This is a genomic window from Pseudoalteromonas rubra (assembly GCF_005887095.1).
Lineage (GTDB): Bacteria > Pseudomonadota > Gammaproteobacteria > Enterobacterales > Alteromonadaceae > Pseudoalteromonas > Pseudoalteromonas rubra_E.
This window is the reverse complement of the sequence record NZ_PNCI01000037.1, coordinates 12,757-31,385: the sequence shown is the minus strand read 5'-3', so window position 1 is coordinate 31,385 and position 18,629 is coordinate 12,757. Positions and strand designations below refer to the sequence as shown.

General features: G+C 47.9%; 17 protein-coding genes. 15 read left to right on the top strand and 2 right to left on the bottom strand.

The annotated features are described in order from the left end of the window. Positions 1–5: 5 nt before the first annotated feature. Together glnD and map are read right to left on the bottom strand one after the other, a co-directional pair. Positions 6–2,624, bottom strand: a complete 2,619-nt coding sequence (gene glnD, locus CWB99_RS16000; RefSeq protein WP_138550051.1) for a [protein-PII] uridylyltransferase — start codon at positions 2,622–2,624, stop codon at positions 6–8. Between the two features lie 162 nt (positions 2,625–2,786). Continuing rightward, complete coding sequence (gene map / locus CWB99_RS15995) at positions 2,787–3,578, bottom strand: type I methionyl aminopeptidase (RefSeq protein WP_138550052.1); 792 nt, start codon at positions 3,576–3,578, stop codon at positions 2,787–2,789. A 316-nt stretch (positions 3,579–3,894) separates the two neighbouring features. Here map and rpsB point away from each other — a divergent pair, with 316 nt between their 5' ends. The 15 genes from rpsB (at position 3,895) to rnhB (ending at position 18,627) form a co-directional block, all read left to right on the top strand. After that, positions 3,895–4,623, top strand: coding sequence for a 30S ribosomal protein S2 (gene rpsB / locus CWB99_RS15990; RefSeq protein WP_049866374.1), 729 nt, complete (start codon positions 3,895–3,897; stop codon positions 4,621–4,623). A 162-nt stretch (positions 4,624–4,785) separates the two neighbouring features. Beyond that, positions 4,786–5,637, top strand: a complete 852-nt coding sequence (gene tsf, locus CWB99_RS15985) for a translation elongation factor Ts (protein WP_138550053.1) — start codon at positions 4,786–4,788, stop codon at positions 5,635–5,637. 150 nt (positions 5,638–5,787) lie between these two features. After that, positions 5,788–6,528: a UMP kinase gene (pyrH, locus tag CWB99_RS15980; protein ID WP_010385750.1), complete on the top strand. Its 741-nt coding sequence runs from the start codon at positions 5,788–5,790 to the stop codon at positions 6,526–6,528. 84 nt (positions 6,529–6,612) lie between these two features. Then, entirely contained in the window at positions 6,613–7,170 is a 558-nt protein-coding gene (gene frr, locus CWB99_RS15975; RefSeq protein WP_010385751.1) for a ribosome recycling factor, read from the top strand. A gap of 77 nt (positions 7,171–7,247) precedes the next feature. Then, positions 7,248–8,021: an isoprenyl transferase gene (locus CWB99_RS15970; RefSeq protein WP_138550054.1), complete on the top strand. Its 774-nt coding sequence runs from the start codon at positions 7,248–7,250 to the stop codon at positions 8,019–8,021. An 11-nt stretch (positions 8,022–8,032) separates the two neighbouring features. Then, positions 8,033–8,899 (top strand): phosphatidate cytidylyltransferase, encoded by an 867-nt coding sequence (locus CWB99_RS15965; RefSeq protein ID WP_138550055.1) that lies wholly within the window; start codon positions 8,033–8,035, stop codon positions 8,897–8,899. Then, entirely contained in the window at positions 8,896–10,083 is a 1,188-nt protein-coding gene (ispC, locus tag CWB99_RS15960) for a 1-deoxy-D-xylulose-5-phosphate reductoisomerase (protein ID WP_138550056.1), read from the top strand. Before CWB99_RS15965 ends, ispC begins: the two co-directional genes overlap by 4 nt. An 8-nt stretch (positions 10,084–10,091) precedes the next feature. Further along, positions 10,092–11,444, top strand: coding sequence for a sigma E protease regulator RseP (gene rseP / locus CWB99_RS15955; protein ID WP_138550057.1), 1,353 nt, complete (start codon positions 10,092–10,094; stop codon positions 11,442–11,444). Positions 11,445–11,511: 67 nt separating this feature from the next. Continuing rightward, on the top strand, positions 11,512–13,983 hold the full coding sequence (bamA, locus tag CWB99_RS15950) for an outer membrane protein assembly factor BamA (protein ID WP_138550058.1): 2,472 nt from the start codon (positions 11,512–11,514) through the stop codon (positions 13,981–13,983). A gap of 10 nt (positions 13,984–13,993) precedes the next feature. Next, positions 13,994–14,512: an OmpH family outer membrane protein gene (locus CWB99_RS15945; protein ID WP_054015671.1), complete on the top strand. Its 519-nt coding sequence runs from the start codon at positions 13,994–13,996 to the stop codon at positions 14,510–14,512. Continuing rightward, positions 14,512–15,552, top strand: coding sequence for a UDP-3-O-(3-hydroxymyristoyl)glucosamine N-acyltransferase (gene lpxD / locus CWB99_RS15940; protein ID WP_138550059.1), 1,041 nt, complete (start codon positions 14,512–14,514; stop codon positions 15,550–15,552). Before CWB99_RS15945 ends, lpxD begins: the two co-directional genes overlap by 1 nt. An 11-nt stretch (positions 15,553–15,563) precedes the next feature. Then, the gene (gene fabZ, locus CWB99_RS15935) at positions 15,564–16,016 is read left to right on the top strand and encodes a 3-hydroxyacyl-ACP dehydratase FabZ (RefSeq protein ID WP_138550060.1); all 453 of its coding nucleotides are present in this window, start codon (positions 15,564–15,566) and stop codon (positions 16,014–16,016) included. A 2-nt stretch (positions 16,017–16,018) separates the two neighbouring features. Further along, on the top strand, positions 16,019–16,789 hold the full coding sequence (gene lpxA, locus CWB99_RS15930; RefSeq protein WP_138550061.1) for an acyl-ACP--UDP-N-acetylglucosamine O-acyltransferase: 771 nt from the start codon (positions 16,019–16,021) through the stop codon (positions 16,787–16,789). Positions 16,790–16,889: 100 nt separating this feature from the next. Continuing rightward, entirely contained in the window at positions 16,890–18,044 is a 1,155-nt protein-coding gene (gene lpxB, locus CWB99_RS15925; RefSeq protein ID WP_138550062.1) for a lipid-A-disaccharide synthase, read from the top strand. Continuing rightward, positions 18,034–18,627 (top strand): ribonuclease HII, encoded by a 594-nt coding sequence (rnhB, locus tag CWB99_RS15920; protein ID WP_138550063.1) that lies wholly within the window; start codon positions 18,034–18,036, stop codon positions 18,625–18,627. Before lpxB ends, rnhB begins: the two co-directional genes overlap by 11 nt. Positions 18,628–18,629: the final 2 nt, after the last annotated feature.

Genomic DNA, 18,629 nt, shown 5'->3' with positions numbered 1-18,629 from the left:
CTCATTTATTCAGATTCTGCATTGAGTTTTTTCATCAGTGAGCGATGTAGTGATGCTTTGGCATCTTCACTGAGACGTTGATAATCTTTGTCCGAGACCACAAAAAAGTCCTCTGCACGTTCGCCCACAGTGGTAATGCGTGCGGCGTGAATGTGCAGTGAATGAAGCTGAAATACCTCGGCTATTTTAGTCAACAGGCCGGGAATATCTACCGCCTGGATCTCTATCAGGTTGCGGTCGCTGCGTGCATGGGGGCGTACCACAACCTTAGGTTTAATGTTGAAGTCTTTAAAGCGTTGTGAGCGATTTTTCTTGAGCCGTATTTTCTTTTTCGGATCGGTCAGGATCACTTCCAGGCTGCGGCGCAGGGTTTTGGCCCGTCCACCGCTGATAGGCCGACCGTCCACCTCCAGAATGACAAAGCTAAAGACCACGTAGCCATCTTTGGTGGTCAGGACCTGCGCATGCTGGATCTGGGCTTTTTTGGAGCCAATGACGGCCACCAGTTTGGCAAACAGACTGGCTTCGTATGGCGCGTAGACAAATACCTGAGTCCCGCCGTGCATAGGCTGTTCAGAAACCACCACACAAGGCTGACTTAAATCATCACGACCGAGCAGGTATTCGGTATGCCAGGAAATTTGCTGTTCACTAAATGCGGTAAAGTAGTTGGCTTTAAAGCGCGCCCAGATCATATCAATCAGGTCTTCGCGGTAATCCTTGTTGATAAGCCGCTGTTTGGCTTGCTGTTTCTTGTCGCGGATCTGGTCTCGCATGTCCATGGGGTTTTCAAGCCCAAGCCGCAATGCTCGCTGGGTGAGTAAGTAGAGCTCACGCAATAGCGTATTCTTCCAGTCATTCCACAGGTTGTCATTGGTTGCGCGAATATCGGCAACGGTCAGGCAGTAGAGATAATCAAGCTGGCGCTCATTTTTGATGCGTGAGGCAAACTCATTGATCACATCCGGATCATTAATGTCCTTACGCTGCGCGGTGACCGACATCAGCAGGTGGTTTTCGACCAGCCAGGCAACCAGTTTGCTGTCGGATGAAGAAAAGCCGTGCATGCGTGCAAACGCTGAAGCATCTACAGCTCCCAATTCTGAATGATCTCCGCCACGGCCTTTGGCAATGTCATGGAAAATCCCTGCCAAATACAGTAACTCGGGCTTATCCATACGGGTGACAATTTCAGAGCACAGCGGAAACTCATGCTGATGCTCATGACTGAAGTAGCGATAAATATTGTTGATCAGCTTATGGGTGTGTTCATCCACGGTGTAGGCGTGGAACAAGTCGAACTGCATCTGGCCGAAGATATTACGCCACTGTGGCAAATAGGCGGCAATGATCCCGTGCTTATGCATCAGGGTAAATGCGCGACCCATGCCATTAGGGTGTTTAAGCAAGCGCATCAGCGCGTCACGGCAGGCGGCATAATCCTGTAAGTCACCGAGCAGACGTCGTCTTACCTGGCGCACCGTACGTATGGTGCTGGGGTCGATATCGGTGATCTCCGGGTTGTCGGCAATGTGCTCGAACAATAAGATCAGGTTCTCCCGACGAAAGAATACAGAAGGGTTCTTGACCCGAATTCTTTTGCCAACACGCTCAAAGTGATTATCGAGTGGCACTGCGGTTTGCTCGCTTTGATCCGGTAAAATGCTCTGCTCAAAATAGGACAGCAGCATCTGATTCATTTCCCGTACCCGGCTCATGATCCGAAACAGGCGTTTCATCATACGCTCAACGGACGCTTTACCTTCTGAACCAAACCCTAATAGCTCCGCGGCATGAGGCTGATAGTCAAACAGCAGGCGGTTTTCGCTGCGCCCGGCGGCCAGATGCAATGCAAAACGTATGTTCCAGAGGTTTTCCAGGCACTCCAGCAGCTCCTGATATTCTTCATGAGTCAGGTAACCATGGCTGATAAGCTCTTCCAGCGTTTCGGCGTGAAAGTGCTTTTTAGCTACCCAAAAGATGGTCTGAAGGTCGCGCAGGCCACCAGGGTTCTCTTTGATATTAGGCTCAAGGTTATAAGCCGTACCGTGGCATTTTTTGCGTCGCAGACGCTGCTCTTTGACCTTGGCTATAAAGAACTCATCCGATTGCCAGATGGGCGTTTCGACAATATGGCTTTTCAGTCGCTCGAACTCTACGTGATTACCACAAATTAAGCGGCTTTCCAGCAAGCTGGTGGTAAAGTGTACGTCTTCGCGTTTTTGTTCCAGCACCTGCTCATGGGTTCTTACGCTGTGGCCAATATCCAGGTTCAGATCCCACAGCAAAGTCATAAAAGACTCTAATGATCCTGTTAGTTCGGGCCCTGGCTCCACTTTACAGAGCAAGAGGAAATCGATGTCTGAATACGGATGCAGCTCACCGCGGCCATATCCACCTACGCCAATGAGGGCGAGGTCGGGAAATTGGGCCAATCCGGTGTCGGAGTAGAGCTTGATCAGCAGCCGGTCAATAAACTCAGCTCGGGCATTGATAAGCTGTCGGACTGGTTGTTTAGAAAACTGATTGTTTAGCCACTTATAAAAATAGGCCTGGCAGTTTTTGTAGTCATTCAAGGTTTGCGCTTCGTCGAGAAGCGTTTTTACTTTGTTTGGTAGTGCCACCTGGGCTCCCTATGTTGCGCGCAAAACTCACAGCTCAGTTTTACACTAAGTGGCAAAAAAATGCGAGAAAGTGATAGGGTAAGGGCGCTTAAATGGATGAAAAGGCAGCATACAAGTCTGCTAAGCAAGACGCCACCGGCTGGTGGCGTTTTTGAGTTCAGCTTATGCTTTGTGCTCGATTACCCGCTCAATGGTGTCGTCGCTGCGCAGTGTCAGGATTTCTACCCCATTTTCAGTTACCAGCAGGGTGTGTTCCCACTGGGCAGACAGGCTACGGTCCTTAGTGACCACGGTCCAGTCGTCCTTAAGCAGTTTACAGTGGCGCTTGCCGGCATTGACCATAGGCTCAATGGTCAGGCACATACCGGCTTGCAGGGCTTCACCGGTTCCTGGTTTGCCGTAGTGCACAATTTGCGGTTCTTCGTGGAATTCGGCACCAATACCATGGCCGCAATATTCACGTACGATAGAGTAGTTAAAGCCCTCGGCATATTTTTGAATCGCAGCGCCGATGTCGCCAATGCGCACGCCCGGTTTCACCATGCGGATACCAATATACAGGGCTTCCTGAGTGACTTCGCTCAAACGTTTACCCTGAATACTTGGCGTACCAACAAAGAACATCTTAGAGGTATCGCCGTGATAACCATCTTTGATTACGGTCACATCAATGTTGACGATGTCGCCTTCTTTAAGCGGTTTGTCGTTTGGAATACCGTGACAAATGACGTGATTCACTGAGGTACAAATAGACTTCGGGAAACCGTGGTAGTTAAGTGGTGCCGGCACTGCTTGCTGCACATCCACAATATAATTATGACAAATGGTATTCAGCTCATCGGTCGTCACCCCTGGTTTGACATAAGGTTCAATCATTTCTAATACTTCTGCGGCTAACTTACCGGCAACACGCATTTTTTCGATTTCTTCAGGGGTTTTGATCACTGCACTCATTGAGACTCCAAGTCATAGTTTCGACGCAACAACACCAGGCTAGTTTATGAACGATTTTTAGCCCAAACGTTGAGTTAATTTCTTTTATATGGTATAAAGCGCGCCGTCTTTTTACAAATAAATCTTTCAGCCGGATTCGGCTCACAGGTTGTTTGTAACGAAGACAACACGAAATTTAATTTTAACACACACACATATCGACACATACACTTGGGTGCAAGCGCGGAACAAATTATCGGGTAACCGAATTTTCGAACTTGTTGGTGTTATGGGATATGTGGAGGCCTAACCCTAACTAAATTAGAGGAAAATACAAATGGCAAACGTTTCAATGCGCGATATGCTTCAAGCTGGTGTTCACTTCGGTCACCAGGCTCGTTACTGGAACCCTAAGATGAAGCCTTTCATCTTCGGCGCTCGTAACCGTGTACATATCATCAACCTGGAAAAGACTGTTCCTATGTTCAACGATGCACTTAAGTTCCTTTCGAACGTTGCATCTAACAAAGGTAAAATCCTTTTCGTAGGTACTAAGCGCGCTGCAAGCGAAGCAGTTAAAGAAGCAGCTATTCAAAGCGAGCAGTTCTACGTAAATCACCGTTGGTTAGGTGGTATGCTGACTAACTGGAAAACAGTTCGTCAGTCAATCAAGCGTCTTAAAGACCTTGAGACTCAAAGCCAAGACGGTACTTTCGAAAAGCTGACTAAAAAAGAAGCTTTGATGAAAACTCGCGAAATGGAAAAGCTTGAGAAGAGCCTTGGTGGTATCAAAGATATGGGCGGTCTTCCAGACGCTATCTTCATCATCGATGCTGACCACGAGCACATCGCTATCCGTGAAGCAAACAACCTGGGCATTCCAGTAGTATCTGTTGTTGATACTAACTCTAACCCAGATGGCGTTGACTTCATCATCCCAGGTAACGATGACGCGATCCGCGCTATCCAGCTTTACACTGGTGCTGTTGCGACTGCTATCACTGAAGGTCGTGAAAGCAACATCGTTGCTCAAGCTGAAAGCGACGACTTCGTAGAAGCTGAGTAATAGATTACAAACCGTGCCACTGGCAACACAGGTGTGCGGGTGGCCGGTTGTAACGCACTAAGCTGTCATCAAGTCTTCATCTTATTTTTCCGAAGACTTGATATTCTTTACAAGCGGTAATTCGCTTATCAAAAAACCGAATTCAGAATTGAGGATATTCTAATGGCTGTAACTGCTGCCCTAGTTAAAGAACTTCGCGAGCGTACTGGCGCTGGCATGATGGATTGTAAAAAAGCACTGACTGAAACTAACGGTGACATCGATCTGGCGATCGAAAACATGCGTAAGAGCGGTGCTGCTAAAGCGGCTAAAAAAGCTGGTAACATTGCTGCTGAAGGTACAATCCTGATCAAGCAAGGTGAAGGTTTCGCTGCACTTCTTGAAGTTAACTGTCAAACTGACTTCGTTGCTAAAGACGAAAACTTCCTGGGTTTCGCTAACACTGTTCTTGACGCTGCTGCTGAAGCTAAGACAGACATCGAAACTTTGAAAGCTCAGTTCGAAGAAACGCGTGTTGCACTAGTTGCTAAAATCGGTGAAAACATCAACGTTCGTCGCGTTGAGTACATCGACGGCGAAAACATCTCTGCATACCGTCACGGCGACCGTATCGGTGTTGTTGTAACTGGTGACGCTGACGAAGAGACTCTGAAGCACGTTGCAATGCACGTTGCTGCGTCTAAGCCTGACTACCTAAACCCAGAAGACGTACCTGCTGAGGTTGTAGAGAAAGAAAAAGCGGTTCAGGTTGAAATCGCTATGAACGAAGGCAAGCCTGCTGAAATCGCTGAGAAAATGGTTGTTGGCCGCATGAAGAAGTTCACTGGTGAGATCTCTCTTACTGGTCAGTCGTTCATCATGGAGCCTAAGAAGTCTGTTGGCGAGTACCTGAAAGAGAAAGGTGCTTCTGTTGCTTCATTCATTCGCCTTGAAGTAGGTGAAGGTATCGAGAAGAAAGAAGAAGACTTCGCTGCTGAAGTTGCTGCTCAAATCGCAGCTGCGAAAGGCGAATAATCACGCTTAGGTGATTAAGTGATGCAAAAGCCTCCTCGAGATGAGATTTGCTTTTGCGTCACTGCACAAAATTCTCTAAAATAACCGCGCATTTATGTGTAGCATAAGCGCGGTTATTTTGTATCTCACTTTTAATTTGGCCCGGAAATTATGACTATCAATCGAAAACCTGTTTTTAGACGCGTTCTTCTTAAACTTAGCGGCGAAGCTTTGATGGGAGATGAAGGCTTTGGAATCGATCCAAAAGTATTGGATCGTATGGCCCAAGAAATAAAAGAACTTGTAGAACTCGACGTAGAAGTGGGTTTGGTTATCGGCGGCGGTAACTTCTTACGTGGCGGCTCTTTGGCCGAAGCGGGTATGAACCGCGTAGTGGGTGACCACATGGGTATGCTGGCAACGGTCATGAATGGTTTGGCGATGCGTGATGCGCTGCACCGTGCGTTTGTGAATGCCCGACTGATGTCTGCCATTCCTCTTAATGGTGTATGTGATGCGTACAACTGGGCAGAAGCAATCAGCTTGCTGAAATCAGGTCGCGTCGTGATCTTCTCAGCGGGTACCGGTAATCCGTTCTTCACCACAGATTCGGCAGCCTGTCTGCGTGGTATCGAAATCGAAGCGGATACGGTGATCAAGGCCACTAAAGTAGATGGTGTATTTAGTGATGACCCGGTGAAAAACCCGGACGCAGAACTCCATCGTCACCTGACTTACAATGAAGTGATTGAAAGAGAATTAAAGGTTATGGACCTGGCGGCATTTACCCTGGCTCGTGACCACAACATGCCTTTGAGCGTATTCAACATGAACAAACCAGGCGCGCTAAAGCGTGTTATCATGGGTGAAGAAGAAGGCACTTTAATCAGTACACAACCAGCTGCGGAGTAAGGGCTTAGGTTAAGAACCTTGGCAAAACCGTAATTAAACTCGCCAGCTGAGTCCGATTAATACAGTAAAGAATAGGATAGCACTGTGATTGATGATATTAAAAAAGATGCGCAAGAGCGCATGACAAAAAGTGTAGCTGCGCTGGCAAGCCAGCTGTCTAAAATCCGTACTGGCCGTGCGCACCCGGCATTACTTGACGGTATTTCAGTATCTTACTACGGAGCTGACACGCCACTGAACCAGGTTGCCAACGTGACGGTAGAAGACTCTCGTACCCTGGCTATCAGCGTATTTGACAAGTCTCTGGCACAAGCAGTAGAAAAAGCCATTATGGCGTCTGACTTAGGTCTGAACCCTATGTCTGCCGGTACTGTTATCCGTGTTCCACTTCCTCCATTGACAGAAGAGCGCCGTAAGGACCTTATCAAGATCGTACGTGGTGAAGTCGAAGGTGGCCGTGTTGCGGTACGTAATATCCGCCGTGATGCCAATGGTGACGTGAAGTCTCTACTTAAAGACAAAGAGATTTCTGAGGACGAAGCACGTCAGGCAGAAGACGAGATCCAGAAGCTAACTGATAAGTTTATCAAAGAGATGGACACTCAGCTGAGCGCGAAAGAAGCAGAGCTGATGGAAATCTAAGCAACCACAAATTTATTAGGTTTGCAGCGCCGTCTAAGGTATACTAGACGGCGTTTTTTTTTACTTAAATAGGCATTATGATTTTAACCGCTGACGCAATTTCACAGCAATCTCTGCCCAAACATGTTGCCATCATTATGGATGGAAATGGCCGATGGGCTCAGTCGCGTAAACGTCCCCGTGCTTTTGGGCACAAAAAAGGGGTCGATTCAGTGCGCAGTGCCGTGCAGTTTTGCTCTAAGCTAGGGATAGAGTCATTGACGTTGTTCGCCTTTAGTAGCGAAAATTGGCGTCGTCCTGAAGACGAAGTCAGTACTTTGATGGAATTATTCCTGTTTGTTTTGAGTAAAGAAGTTAAAAAGCTCCACAAGAATAATGTGAAACTGTCGATCATAGGCGATATCTCGCGCTTCCCAGCCGGGTTACAACAAAAAGTCGCTGATGCAGAACAGTTAACCGAAAGCAACACAGGTTTGAAGCTAAATATCGCAGCAAACTATGGTGGCCGCTGGGATATAGTGCAGGCGACCCAGTCCCTTGCACAGCGAGTGGCCAGTGGTGAGATTCAGCCAACCGACATTACGGAAGAGGCGCTATCTTCACAGCTAACCATGGCGGACCAAAGTCCACTGGATCTGTTGATCAGAACGGGTGGAGACTATCGCATCAGTAATTTCTTACTGTGGCAGGCTGCGTATGCTGAACTCTATTTTACCGAAACGCTATGGCCAGATTTTAATGAGGAAGCATTTTCAGAGGCGCTTGCCTGCTACGTTTCCAGAGAGCGACGTTTCGGTTGTACCGGCGAACAAATAAAACAATTACTCGCCGAGCGCAAAACAACAAGTTGAAGGTATAAAGTTTGTTAAAACAACGTGTTATGACGTCGGTGGTGCTGGCGCCACTGGCCTTACTATTGGTGTTTTTCACACCACTTAAACTATTTAGCGTGATTGCCGGCGCCATTATTTTGATGGGCGCCTGGGAATGGGCGGCCTTTATAGGCCTGACTAATCGGCTCCACAAAGGCGTCTACGTCCTTATTATGGCAGCGGTGCTGGCGGCTCTTCATGTACACTGGCCGATCACTGAATTATGGCAACAAGGGCGTTTGGTTGCAGATGCGAACTATGTCTTTACGCTCGCCGCAGCCTGGTGGCTGGTTGCAACCGTTCTGGTTATGAATTATCCGCGTATGGCCAGAGCCTGGAATGAAGGTATGATCATGCGTACCATCGCCGGCTTTTTGACCTTAATTCCACTATGGCTGGCACTGAATGTACTGCGCAGTGCAGAGTATCATCAGGCAGAGCAATATGGCTCGGTATTAATCATGGTGGTGCTGGGCATTGTCTGGAGTGCAGATATCGGTGCCTATTTCGCAGGTAAGAATTTTGGCAAGCACAAGCTGATGCCTAACGTCAGCCCCAATAAAACCATTGAAGGGTTGATCGGCGGTTTACTGACGTCTGTCGTGTTTGTGGTTATTTTCTGCTATTGCAGCGACGTAGAGCAACACCAGTGGCTATTGTATGCCGGCTTAACCGTTGTGATAGCGCTGTTTTCTGCTGTCGGTGATTTGCTGGAAAGCATGTTTAAACGTGAAGCCGGGTTAAAAGACTCGGGCAAATGTTTGCCGGGACATGGCGGTATTCTTGACCGTATCGATAGTTTAACCGCCGCTGCTCCCATTTTCGCTTTGCTGTATGCCTGGACGGTGACACTATGAGTGACAAACAAAACCTGGTTATCTTAGGCTCTACCGGTTCAATTGGTACATCCACGCTTGATGTCGTAGGCAGAAACAGCGCGCGTTACCAGGTTTTTGCACTGGTAGCTGGCAACAATGTGTCGCTGGTGATTGAGCAGGCCCTTCAGCATCAACCTCGCTACGTGGTAATGCGTAACGAAGAAGCAGCCAGGCAGGTAAAGGAAGCGCTGAGCGCTCAGCCGACCGAGGTGCTCTGCGGCACTCAGGCAATGTGTGATATGGCTGCCCACCCAGACGTTGATATTGTAATGTCGGCGATCGTTGGGGCCGCAGGTTTACTGCCTACGCTGGCGGCAGTCGAGCAGGGCAAGAAAGTCCTACTGGCCAATAAAGAATCCTTGGTGATGTCCGGACAATTGTTTATGGACAAAGTAAAGCGCCACGGTGCGACTTTGCTCCCCATAGACAGTGAACATAATGCTATTTTTCAGTGCCTGCCCACGGCGGTTCAAAATGGCCAAAGCAATCAACTCGATACTCAGGGGATCAAAAAAATTCTCCTTACTGGCTCAGGGGGCCCTTTCCTGAATCGCGCAATTAATACCTTGGCTGATGTCACCGTTGCGGAAGCGGTCGCACACCCAAACTGGTCAATGGGACAGAAAATCTCAGTTGATTCCGCGACCATGATGAACAAGGGCCTTGAGTTTGTCGAAGCAAAGTGGCTTTTCCACTGTCAGGCGGACGACATAGAGGTAGTGATCCATCCACAAAGTATGATCCACTCTATGGTGCAATACATCGACGGCTCTGTCATCGCACAGATGGGACAACCCGATATGCGCACGCCAATCGCTTATGGTCTGGCCTATCCGGAGCGAATCGAAGCGGGCGTAAAACCACTCGATTTTTCAGATATTGTTGATTTCACCTTTACCAAACCCGATTTCAATCGCTACCCCAACTTAAAGTTGGCAATCGATGCCTGCCGCAGCGGTCAGTCAGCAACAACAACGCTGAATGCGGCGAACGAAATAGCGGTCGCGGCCTTTTTGAACGAGCAAATAGGATTTTGCGATATTTATCGCATTAACGCTGAAGTGCTTGAACGCTGCCATCAGGAACCATTACACTCTGTGGACGCGATAATGGCACAGGATGCGCAAGCGCGCAGGCTGGCCAGGGAACTGATCAGTAAGTAGGAGTAGTTATGTTGGAATTTTTCTGGAACCTGGGTTCTTTCATCGTCGCACTGGGGATCTTAGTGGCTGTGCATGAATATGGCCATTTCTGGGTTGCCAGAAAAGCAGGCGTCAAGGTACTTCGCTTTTCTATCGGATTCGGAAAGCCCTTGGTGCGCTGGTACGACAAACTGGGAACCGAATACGTGATCGCTGCTATCCCTCTGGGTGGATACGTTCGCATGTTAGATGAACGAGTCGATGAGGTCGACGCAGCAGAACAGCACTTGTCATTTAACAATAAACCCGTCCTTTCCAGAATTGCGATTTCAGCCGCAGGGCCACTTGCAAACTTTATTTTCGCTATTTTCGCACTGGCTCTGATGTATATGATCGGGGTGCAAAATGCCAAGCCCATTGTTGGAGACGTGACGAAAAATAGTATTGCTGAGCTGGCGCAGGTGCAATCCGGAGACCGCATCATTAGTGTTGATGAACAGCTTGTTCAGTCCTGGCAGGAAGTAACGTTTGCGCTGATGAGTGGCTTAGGCGAATCAGAGGTAATACTCAAAGTTCAGGACAGCAAGGGACAACTGGCCTTGCGTCAACTCGATACCCGAGCGTGGCGACTAGACGAGCAAGACGTCCCGCCGCTGACATCTGTGGGGATCCAACCTTATCGCCCCAATCTTAAACTAGAAATTGCTCAGGTCGCTAAAGGCTCAGCTGCAGAGGACGGCGGACTGGAGGTTGGCGATAAACTGCTGCGTTATAACAATGAACCTCTTAACTCCTGGGAACAGTTTGTTCAGCTGGTACAAACCTCAGCACAAAAACGCAGTCATTTAGTTGTACAACGAGCTGGAGAGGAAATTGACCTCTACCCAACACCACAGGGGCGGGAAGACAGCTCAGGGGTGTTGACAGGTTATTTAGGGGTCGTGCCAGTGCTTGAACCCTGGCCGGAAGGTTATATTGAAACTAGACAATACGGGGTATTCGATAGTATCGTGCTGGGCGTTAAAAAGACCTACGATTTGACGGCGCTCAGTTTTGAGATGATTGGTAATTTATTGACCGGCCAGGTATCGGTCAAGAATCTCAGTGGGCCAGTTGGCATAGCTGTTGGGGCCGGAAATAGTGTCAGTTATGGGTTTGTCGCATTTTTAGGCTTTTTGGCCTTAATTAGCGTGAACCTTGGGGTTTTCAACCTTTTACCCCTGCCGGTCTTAGATGGCGGGCACTTAATGTATTACTTTATTGAACTAATTCGCAAAAAACCGGTCTCTGAAAAGACACAAGAGTTAGGCTACAAGGTGGGTGCGGTTGTGCTCCTGGCGCTAACTTGTTTTGCACTACTTAACGATGTATCGAGGCTTTAGGCCGCTAGGTGCGATAGCAATTGAGGCGCACTGTTCGCCGTAAGCTGTAAAGGATAAAGATAATAAAATGCCTATAAAAAAACATTTAGCTGTAACGAGTTTACTGGGCGCGAGCTTTGCTGCTCTGGGGCAAAACTCCTTTATCGTAGAAGATTTGAAAGTTGAAGGCCTGCAGCGCGTTGCGCTGGGCGCTGCGTTAACGCACATTCCCATCAACGTTGGTGATCAAATTGACGATTACACTGTGTCTAAGACGATTAAGGCACTATTTGCGTCTGGTCACTTTGATGATATCGCTGCATTCCGTGATGGCAATCAGGTTATTTTCAAAGTCAAAGAACGTCCCACGATTGCCTCTATTGAGTTTGATGGCAACAAAGACATCAAAGATGAACAGCTACAACAAAGCTTAGATCAGCAAAATATTCGTGCTGGTGAGACCCTTGACAAAACCGTTATCGACAGTGTCGAGAAAGGTCTGATCGAGTTCTTCCATAGTATCGGTAAATACAATGCCAAGATTGAAACGAGCATTGTCGAGCTGCCACGTAACCGGGTAAGGCTGAAGCTGGAGTTCAAAGAAGGAGATGCGGCATCCGTCAGACAAATCAACTTGGTGGGTAATGAACTCTTTTCTGATGAAGAGCTGCTGAAGCTGGCCGAGTCGCAGCAAGACTTACCTTGGTGGCAGTTCCTCTCGAGTGACCGTTATCAGAAGCAAACCATTGAAGGCGATCTTGAAAAGATCCGCAGTTACTATCTTGACCGTGGCTACCTGCGATTCAACATAGATTCAACTCAGGTTTCTGTCAGCCCTGAGCGCGAGTCTGTTTATGTCACTGCAAACCTCACCGAAGGTGAGCAGTACATGGTGAAGGACTTCGAGTTCATTGGTGACCTGTTAGGCCGTGAAGAACTGATCCGCAGCGTTGTGCCACTGAAAAGTGGAGAGCTGTATAATGGCTCAATTGTAACGGCCACCGAAGAATTTATTAAAAGCTACCTAGCGCGTTTTGGTTATGCCAATGCTGAAGTGCGCACTGTTCCAGATATTGACGATGAAAACAAAGAAGTTAAGCTGACGCTGGCCGTAGACCCGGGCAAACGTGTTTATGTGCGCCGCATTGCCGTCAATGGTAATCAGGTCACCGCCGATCATGTCGTGCGTCGTGAAATGACTCAGCTTGAAGGCGCCTGGTTGTCTAACCAGAGTCTGGAGCGTTCAAAACTACAGATCCAGCGTTTACCCTATATGGAAAGTGTCGACTTTGAAGTTAAGCCAATCCCGGGTGTTGATGATCAGGTTGATGTCGATTTTAAAGTAAAAGAGCAACCCGCTGGAAGCTTCCAGGCAGGTGTTGCCTATGGCTCATATGGTGGTTTACAGTTCAACGTTGGGGTGAGTGAGTCCAACTTCCTGGGTACAGGTAACCAGCTCGCATTCAACATTAACACTGGCCGTGGCTCTAAGCGTTACACCGTTTCTTATACCGACCCTTATTTCACACCGGATGGCGTATCTCAGGGCAGTAGTATTTTTTACAGTGACTTCGATGGTACTAAGTTAGGTCTGATTGATTATGACCAGACTAACTATGGTATTGGCACCAATTTTGGTTTCCCAATCGATGCCGTTAACCGTATCAACTTTGGTGTGCGCTGGATTGAAGAAGAGCTGGATCGAATTCCGAACTACGAACAATCCCGGGTGATGGTTTTAGCGTTTACCGATCAAGACAACCCGAATGCCGGATTTGACTTTACTAAATATGAGCTCAGCGTGGGCTGGTCTCGTATCACGGTTAACCGTGGTATGTTCCCGACAGATGGTTCACGACAAAGTGCCACTTTCAGGGTTACCACTCCTAACTCGGATCTGAACTTCTTTAAAATCAACTACGACTCACGTTTCTACTGGCCAGTCAGTAATGACCATCGCTGGGTATTCTCTGCTCGTGCGGGACTTGCCTATGGTAATGGCTACGGAGAAGTTAACGGCTTTGAGCAAACACTGCCGTTCCAGGAGTTCTACCGTATCACTGAAATGGAATTGCGCGGCTTTGACCGTAACACCATTTTGCCGCGCGCGTTGCAGCGTGTCCCTACCGCTATCGGCGGTACAGCACTGCCAGATGGTACAATACCTGGCTCAATCGGTGGTGATCCGCAATTTGATAACCTGGTACAGGGTGGTCGTATCGGCGGTAACGCAAAAGCGCTGGCAGGTATAGAAATGATTGTTCCAACTCCGTTTATGGATGAGGAAAACACCAGTTCAGTGCGTACCAGCCTCTTTATTGATGCTGCTAACGTCTGGGATACGGAGTTTGACGTTGATCGTTACACCAACTTGTCACCAAGTGTTTATAACACACTGTCAGACTACTCTGATCCAAGTCGATTCAGAGTGTCTACGGGCTTATCTGTACAGTGGATCTCGCCAATGGGGCCTATGCTGATCAGTTTCGCCTACCCACTGAAAAAAGAAGAAGATGATGAAACAGACTTCATCAGCTTCAATATAAGTAATACTTTCTAAGGAGCTAATTGTGAAAAACCTATTTAAAACTTCGGCCATGGCGCTGATGGCTACACTCATGATGGGGGCGTCTGCGTCTGCGTTTGCACACAAAGTTGGCCTGGTCGATATGCAAAGCATTTATGGCAAGTTGCCGCAAATGGCTGAGATTGAGAAAACTTTACAAGCTGAATTCGCTGAACGTCGCCAAGAATTAGAAAAACTACAAGGTGACATCCGTTTCGAAGCTGAAAAGTTCAAGCGTGAAAGCGCGACAATGAGCGAAGACCAGCAAGCTGCATTGCGTGAAAAGATTCAGGGCATGCAGCAAGAGCTGGCTAAAAAAGGTCGTCCTCTTGAGCAAGAAATCAAAGTGCGTCAAAACCAGGAGCTGGCAAAAGTTCAGAAACTGATCGTTGATGCCATTGAAGAAGTTGCCAAAAAAGGAAAATATGACGAAGTTCGAGTAAAAGATACGACAATTTACTTCAACCCTGATAAAGTTTCTGACCTGTCTGATAAAATTGTTGAAGTAGTCAGTAAAAAGTAATGACCAAACACTACACTTTGTCGCAGTTGGCTGAGGCACTGGGCGCCGATTTACAAGGCGATCCGGCTCAGCCAATTGAGAAAATCGCCACCTTGCTGAATGCAGGTGATAAGGACATTGGGTTCCTTGCGAATAAAAAGTACCGCAGCCAACTTGCATCTACGCAAGCAGGGGCCGTGATACTCGCGCCTGGTGAAGCAGAGCACTTCTCTGGTAACAAGCTTATCTGTGATAATCCATATGTTGCCTATGCTAAACTTGCGCAATATATGGATACCACACCCAATGCCGCACAAGGTATTCATGAGCGGGCATCAGTAGATGCATCCGTTAAGCTTGGGCAAAATGTCAGCATTGGTGCTAATGCCGTAATAGAAGCGGGCGTTGAGCTGGGCGATGACGTTCAGATTGGGCCAGGTTGTTTTGTTGGTAAGCATACCCGCATAGGTGCAAAGACTAAACTGTGGGCCAATGTCACCATTTATCACGAAGTCGTTATTGGTGAATCATGCTTATTCCAGTCTGGAGCTGTGATCGGCAGTGATGGCTTTGGTTACGCTAACGAAGGCGGAGAGTGGGTTAAAATTCCTCAGCTTGGCAGCGTCATTATCGGTAATCGCGTAGAAGTCGGAGCGAGCACGACCATTGACCGTGGGGCGCTGGATGACACTGTGATCCACGACAATGTGATCCTGGATAATCAAATTCAAATTGCACACAATGTTGAAATTGGCTACGGTACGGCCATTGCTGGCTGTAGTGTTATGGCCGGTAGCGTGAAAATCGGTAAATACTGCCAGATAGGCGGTATGGTGGCTGTCAACGGACACAATGAAGTGTGTGACGGAGTCGTCATTACAGGTATGAGCATGGTGACCAAAGGGATCTCCGAGCCGGGGATTTACTCATCAGGTATGCCACACACCACCAATAAAGAGTGGCGTAAAAATATTGCTCATCTACGCAATCTTTCTGATTTTAAGGCGCGATTAAAAGCGCTGGAAAGCCTCACTGAACAGCTTAAACATACTGATAACTAAAGGATGTTATTTTGGCCAACGAATTAAATAGCTTCGATATTCAAGAAATCCTCAAGCTACTACCACATCGATACCCGATGCTGCTGGTAGACAAGGTCATTGACCACAAACCGGGCGAATACTTACACGCAGTTAAAAATGTGACTGCCAATGAGCCTATCTTTACCGGTCATTTCCCTGATCAGCCAATCTTCCCTGGCGTGATGATATTAGAAGCAATGGCTCAGGCGACTGGCCTTCTGGGCTTTAAGACAGTCGAAAACCGCGGCGATAATGAACTATACTTGTTTGCAGCGATAGATAATGCGCGCTTCAAGCATCCTGTTGTGCCTGGTGACACCATGCATTTACATGTTGAATTTGTTAAAGAGCGCCGCAATATTTGGAAATTTTCTGGTGTTGCTAAGGTCGACGGTAAGGTCGTATGTAGCGCTGAAATAATGTGTGCAAGAAGAGAGTTTTAAGCGTGATCCATCCTACTGCAATTATTGAGTCAGGTGCTCAGCTGGGCGAAAACGTATCGGTTGGCCCCTACAGTTATATCGGTAACGATGTTGTTATCGGAGATAACTGTAAAATTGAATCTCACGTGGTAATTAAAGGACCCAGCGTGATTGGTTCAGGCAACCACATTTTTCAGTTCGCATCAGTGGGCGAGGCCTGCCAAGATAAAAAGTACAAGGATGAACCAACGAAACTCGTAATTGGTGATAACAACATTATCCGCGAGTGTGCCACTATTCACAGAGGCACAATACAGGATAAAGGTATTACCCAGATTGGCAGCAATAATTTGTTTATGGCGTACACTCATGTTGCGCATGATGCTGTCATTGGCAACAACGTGATTTTTGCTAACAACGCCAGTGTGGCCGGGCATGTTCATGTGGGCGATTTTGTTATCCTGGCTGGTAACTCCGGGGTACATCAGTTCTGTAAAATCGGCGCACATGCTTTTGTTGGCATGTACAGCGGTGTAAATCAGGATGTGCCGCCATTTGTTACAACCACGGGTACTCCGGCCCGACCTGCCGCGATTAACTCCGAAGGGTTAAAGCGCCGAGGATATGAGTCGGATGAGATCATGGCGATTCGCCGAGCGTACAAGACGTTATTCCGTAAAGGGCTTAAGCTGGACGAGGCATTGGAAGTCATGCGTGAGGATGCAGCCAAGTTTGCTGGTGTACAGCAAATGATCGACTTTATTGCGACCTCAGAAAGAGGCCTGGTTCGTTAAATTTATATAACGACCGATAACCTTTCTACATCGCATATTTGTATCTGATATACTAACGCCATACAGCCTGTATGGCGTTTTTTTATTCTAAAAGAATCACATGGCCAACGAAAAAGAAATTACGATAGGGATTGTTGCCGGCGAACTTTCTGGTGACATTCTAGGTGCCGGGCTAATTCATGCCCTGCGCGAACATTACCCAAATGCACGATTCATCGGTATTGCTGGTCCAAAAATGCTGGATGCGGGGTGTGAAACCTTATTCGATATGGAAGAGCTGGCCGTGATGGGCCTGGTAGAAGTGCTGGGGCGCTTGCCACGCTTGCTGAAAATACGCAAACAATTGGTCGAACATTTTATTGCACGTAAGCCAGATATTTACATTGGTATTGATGCGCCCGATTTTAACTTGCGCGTCGAAAAACCTTTAAAAGCGGCCGGAATTAAAACCGTACAGTATGTGAGTCCTTCCGTCTGGGCATGGCGACAAAAGCGCATTTTTAAAATCGCGGAAGCGACCAATCTGGTGTTGTCTCTGTTGCCATTCGAAAAAGCGTTTTATGATAAACATGACGTGCCCTGTACCTTCGTCGGCCATACCCTGGCAGATGAAATCCCTCTGGATGTGGATGTGTCAGCCGCACGTGCGCAACTGGGTCTTAAAGACTCTGATACTGTACTGGCTCTGTTGCCTGGCAGTCGGGGCTCAGAAGTTAGCCAGCTCAGTGAAACTTATCTGCTGACCGCCAAAGCTTTGGCAGATAAAATCCCAAACTTAAAAATCCTTGTCCCGCTGGTAAATGAAAAGCGCAAAGCGCAATTTCAGGCTATTCAGGCCCAGGTAGCGCCCGAGCTGAGAACCATTTTACTCGATGGTCAGTCCTCCTTGGCCATGACCGCGGCCACAGCGGTGTTACTGGCGTCTGGCACAGCAACACTGGAGGCCATGCTGTACAAAAAGCCTATGGTGGTTGGTTATAAGCTTAAGCCCTTAAGCTACTGGATTTTTAATACCTTTTTTACCTTCAACATCAAGCATTTTTCGTTGCCAAACCTGTTAGCGGACGAAGCCCTGGTAGAAGAGTTTTTACAACAGGATTGTAATCCTGATGCACTCACGGATGCATTGCTACCTTTGCTGAAAGGAGATAACTCAGCCCTGATCCAACGTTTTTATGATATTCACCAGAATATTCGCCGTGATGCCAGTAAACAGGCGGCACTGGCAGTAGTGGAGTTAATTGATGCAAATTGAACGTCCTGATGTGCAGTTTATTGCAGGCGTAGATGAAGTGGGTCGTGGCCCTTTAGTTGGGGACGTGGTGACGGCAGCCGTGATCCTGGATCCGGCTAACCCAATCGAAGGTCTGACGGACTCGAAAAAACTCACCGAGAAAAAGCGCCTGTTATTGGCGCAAGAGATTAAGCAAAAAGCACTGTGCTATCACGTGGCACGTGCCACGGTTAGTGAGATTGACGAGCTCAATATCCTGCATGCCACTATGTTAGCCATGACGCGTGCCGTAGAAGGCTTAGCGGTGAAAGCGCAGTTTGTGTTTGTTGATGGCAACCGTTTACCTGAGCTGACTGTGCCTGCGCAGGCTGTTGTTAAGGGAGACAGCCTGGTGGCTGAGATCAGTGCAGCATCTATACTTGCAAAAGTCACGCGGGATCAGGAAATGCTGGAACTGGATAATCAGTATCCACAATATGGCTTTGCGGCGCATAAAGGCTATCCAACGAAAGCACATTTTGCGGCGCTGAGTGAGCATGGTGCCACTCCACACCACAGGACCAGTTTTAAACCCGTACAGCGTATTCTGGCGGAGAAGCAGTAGTT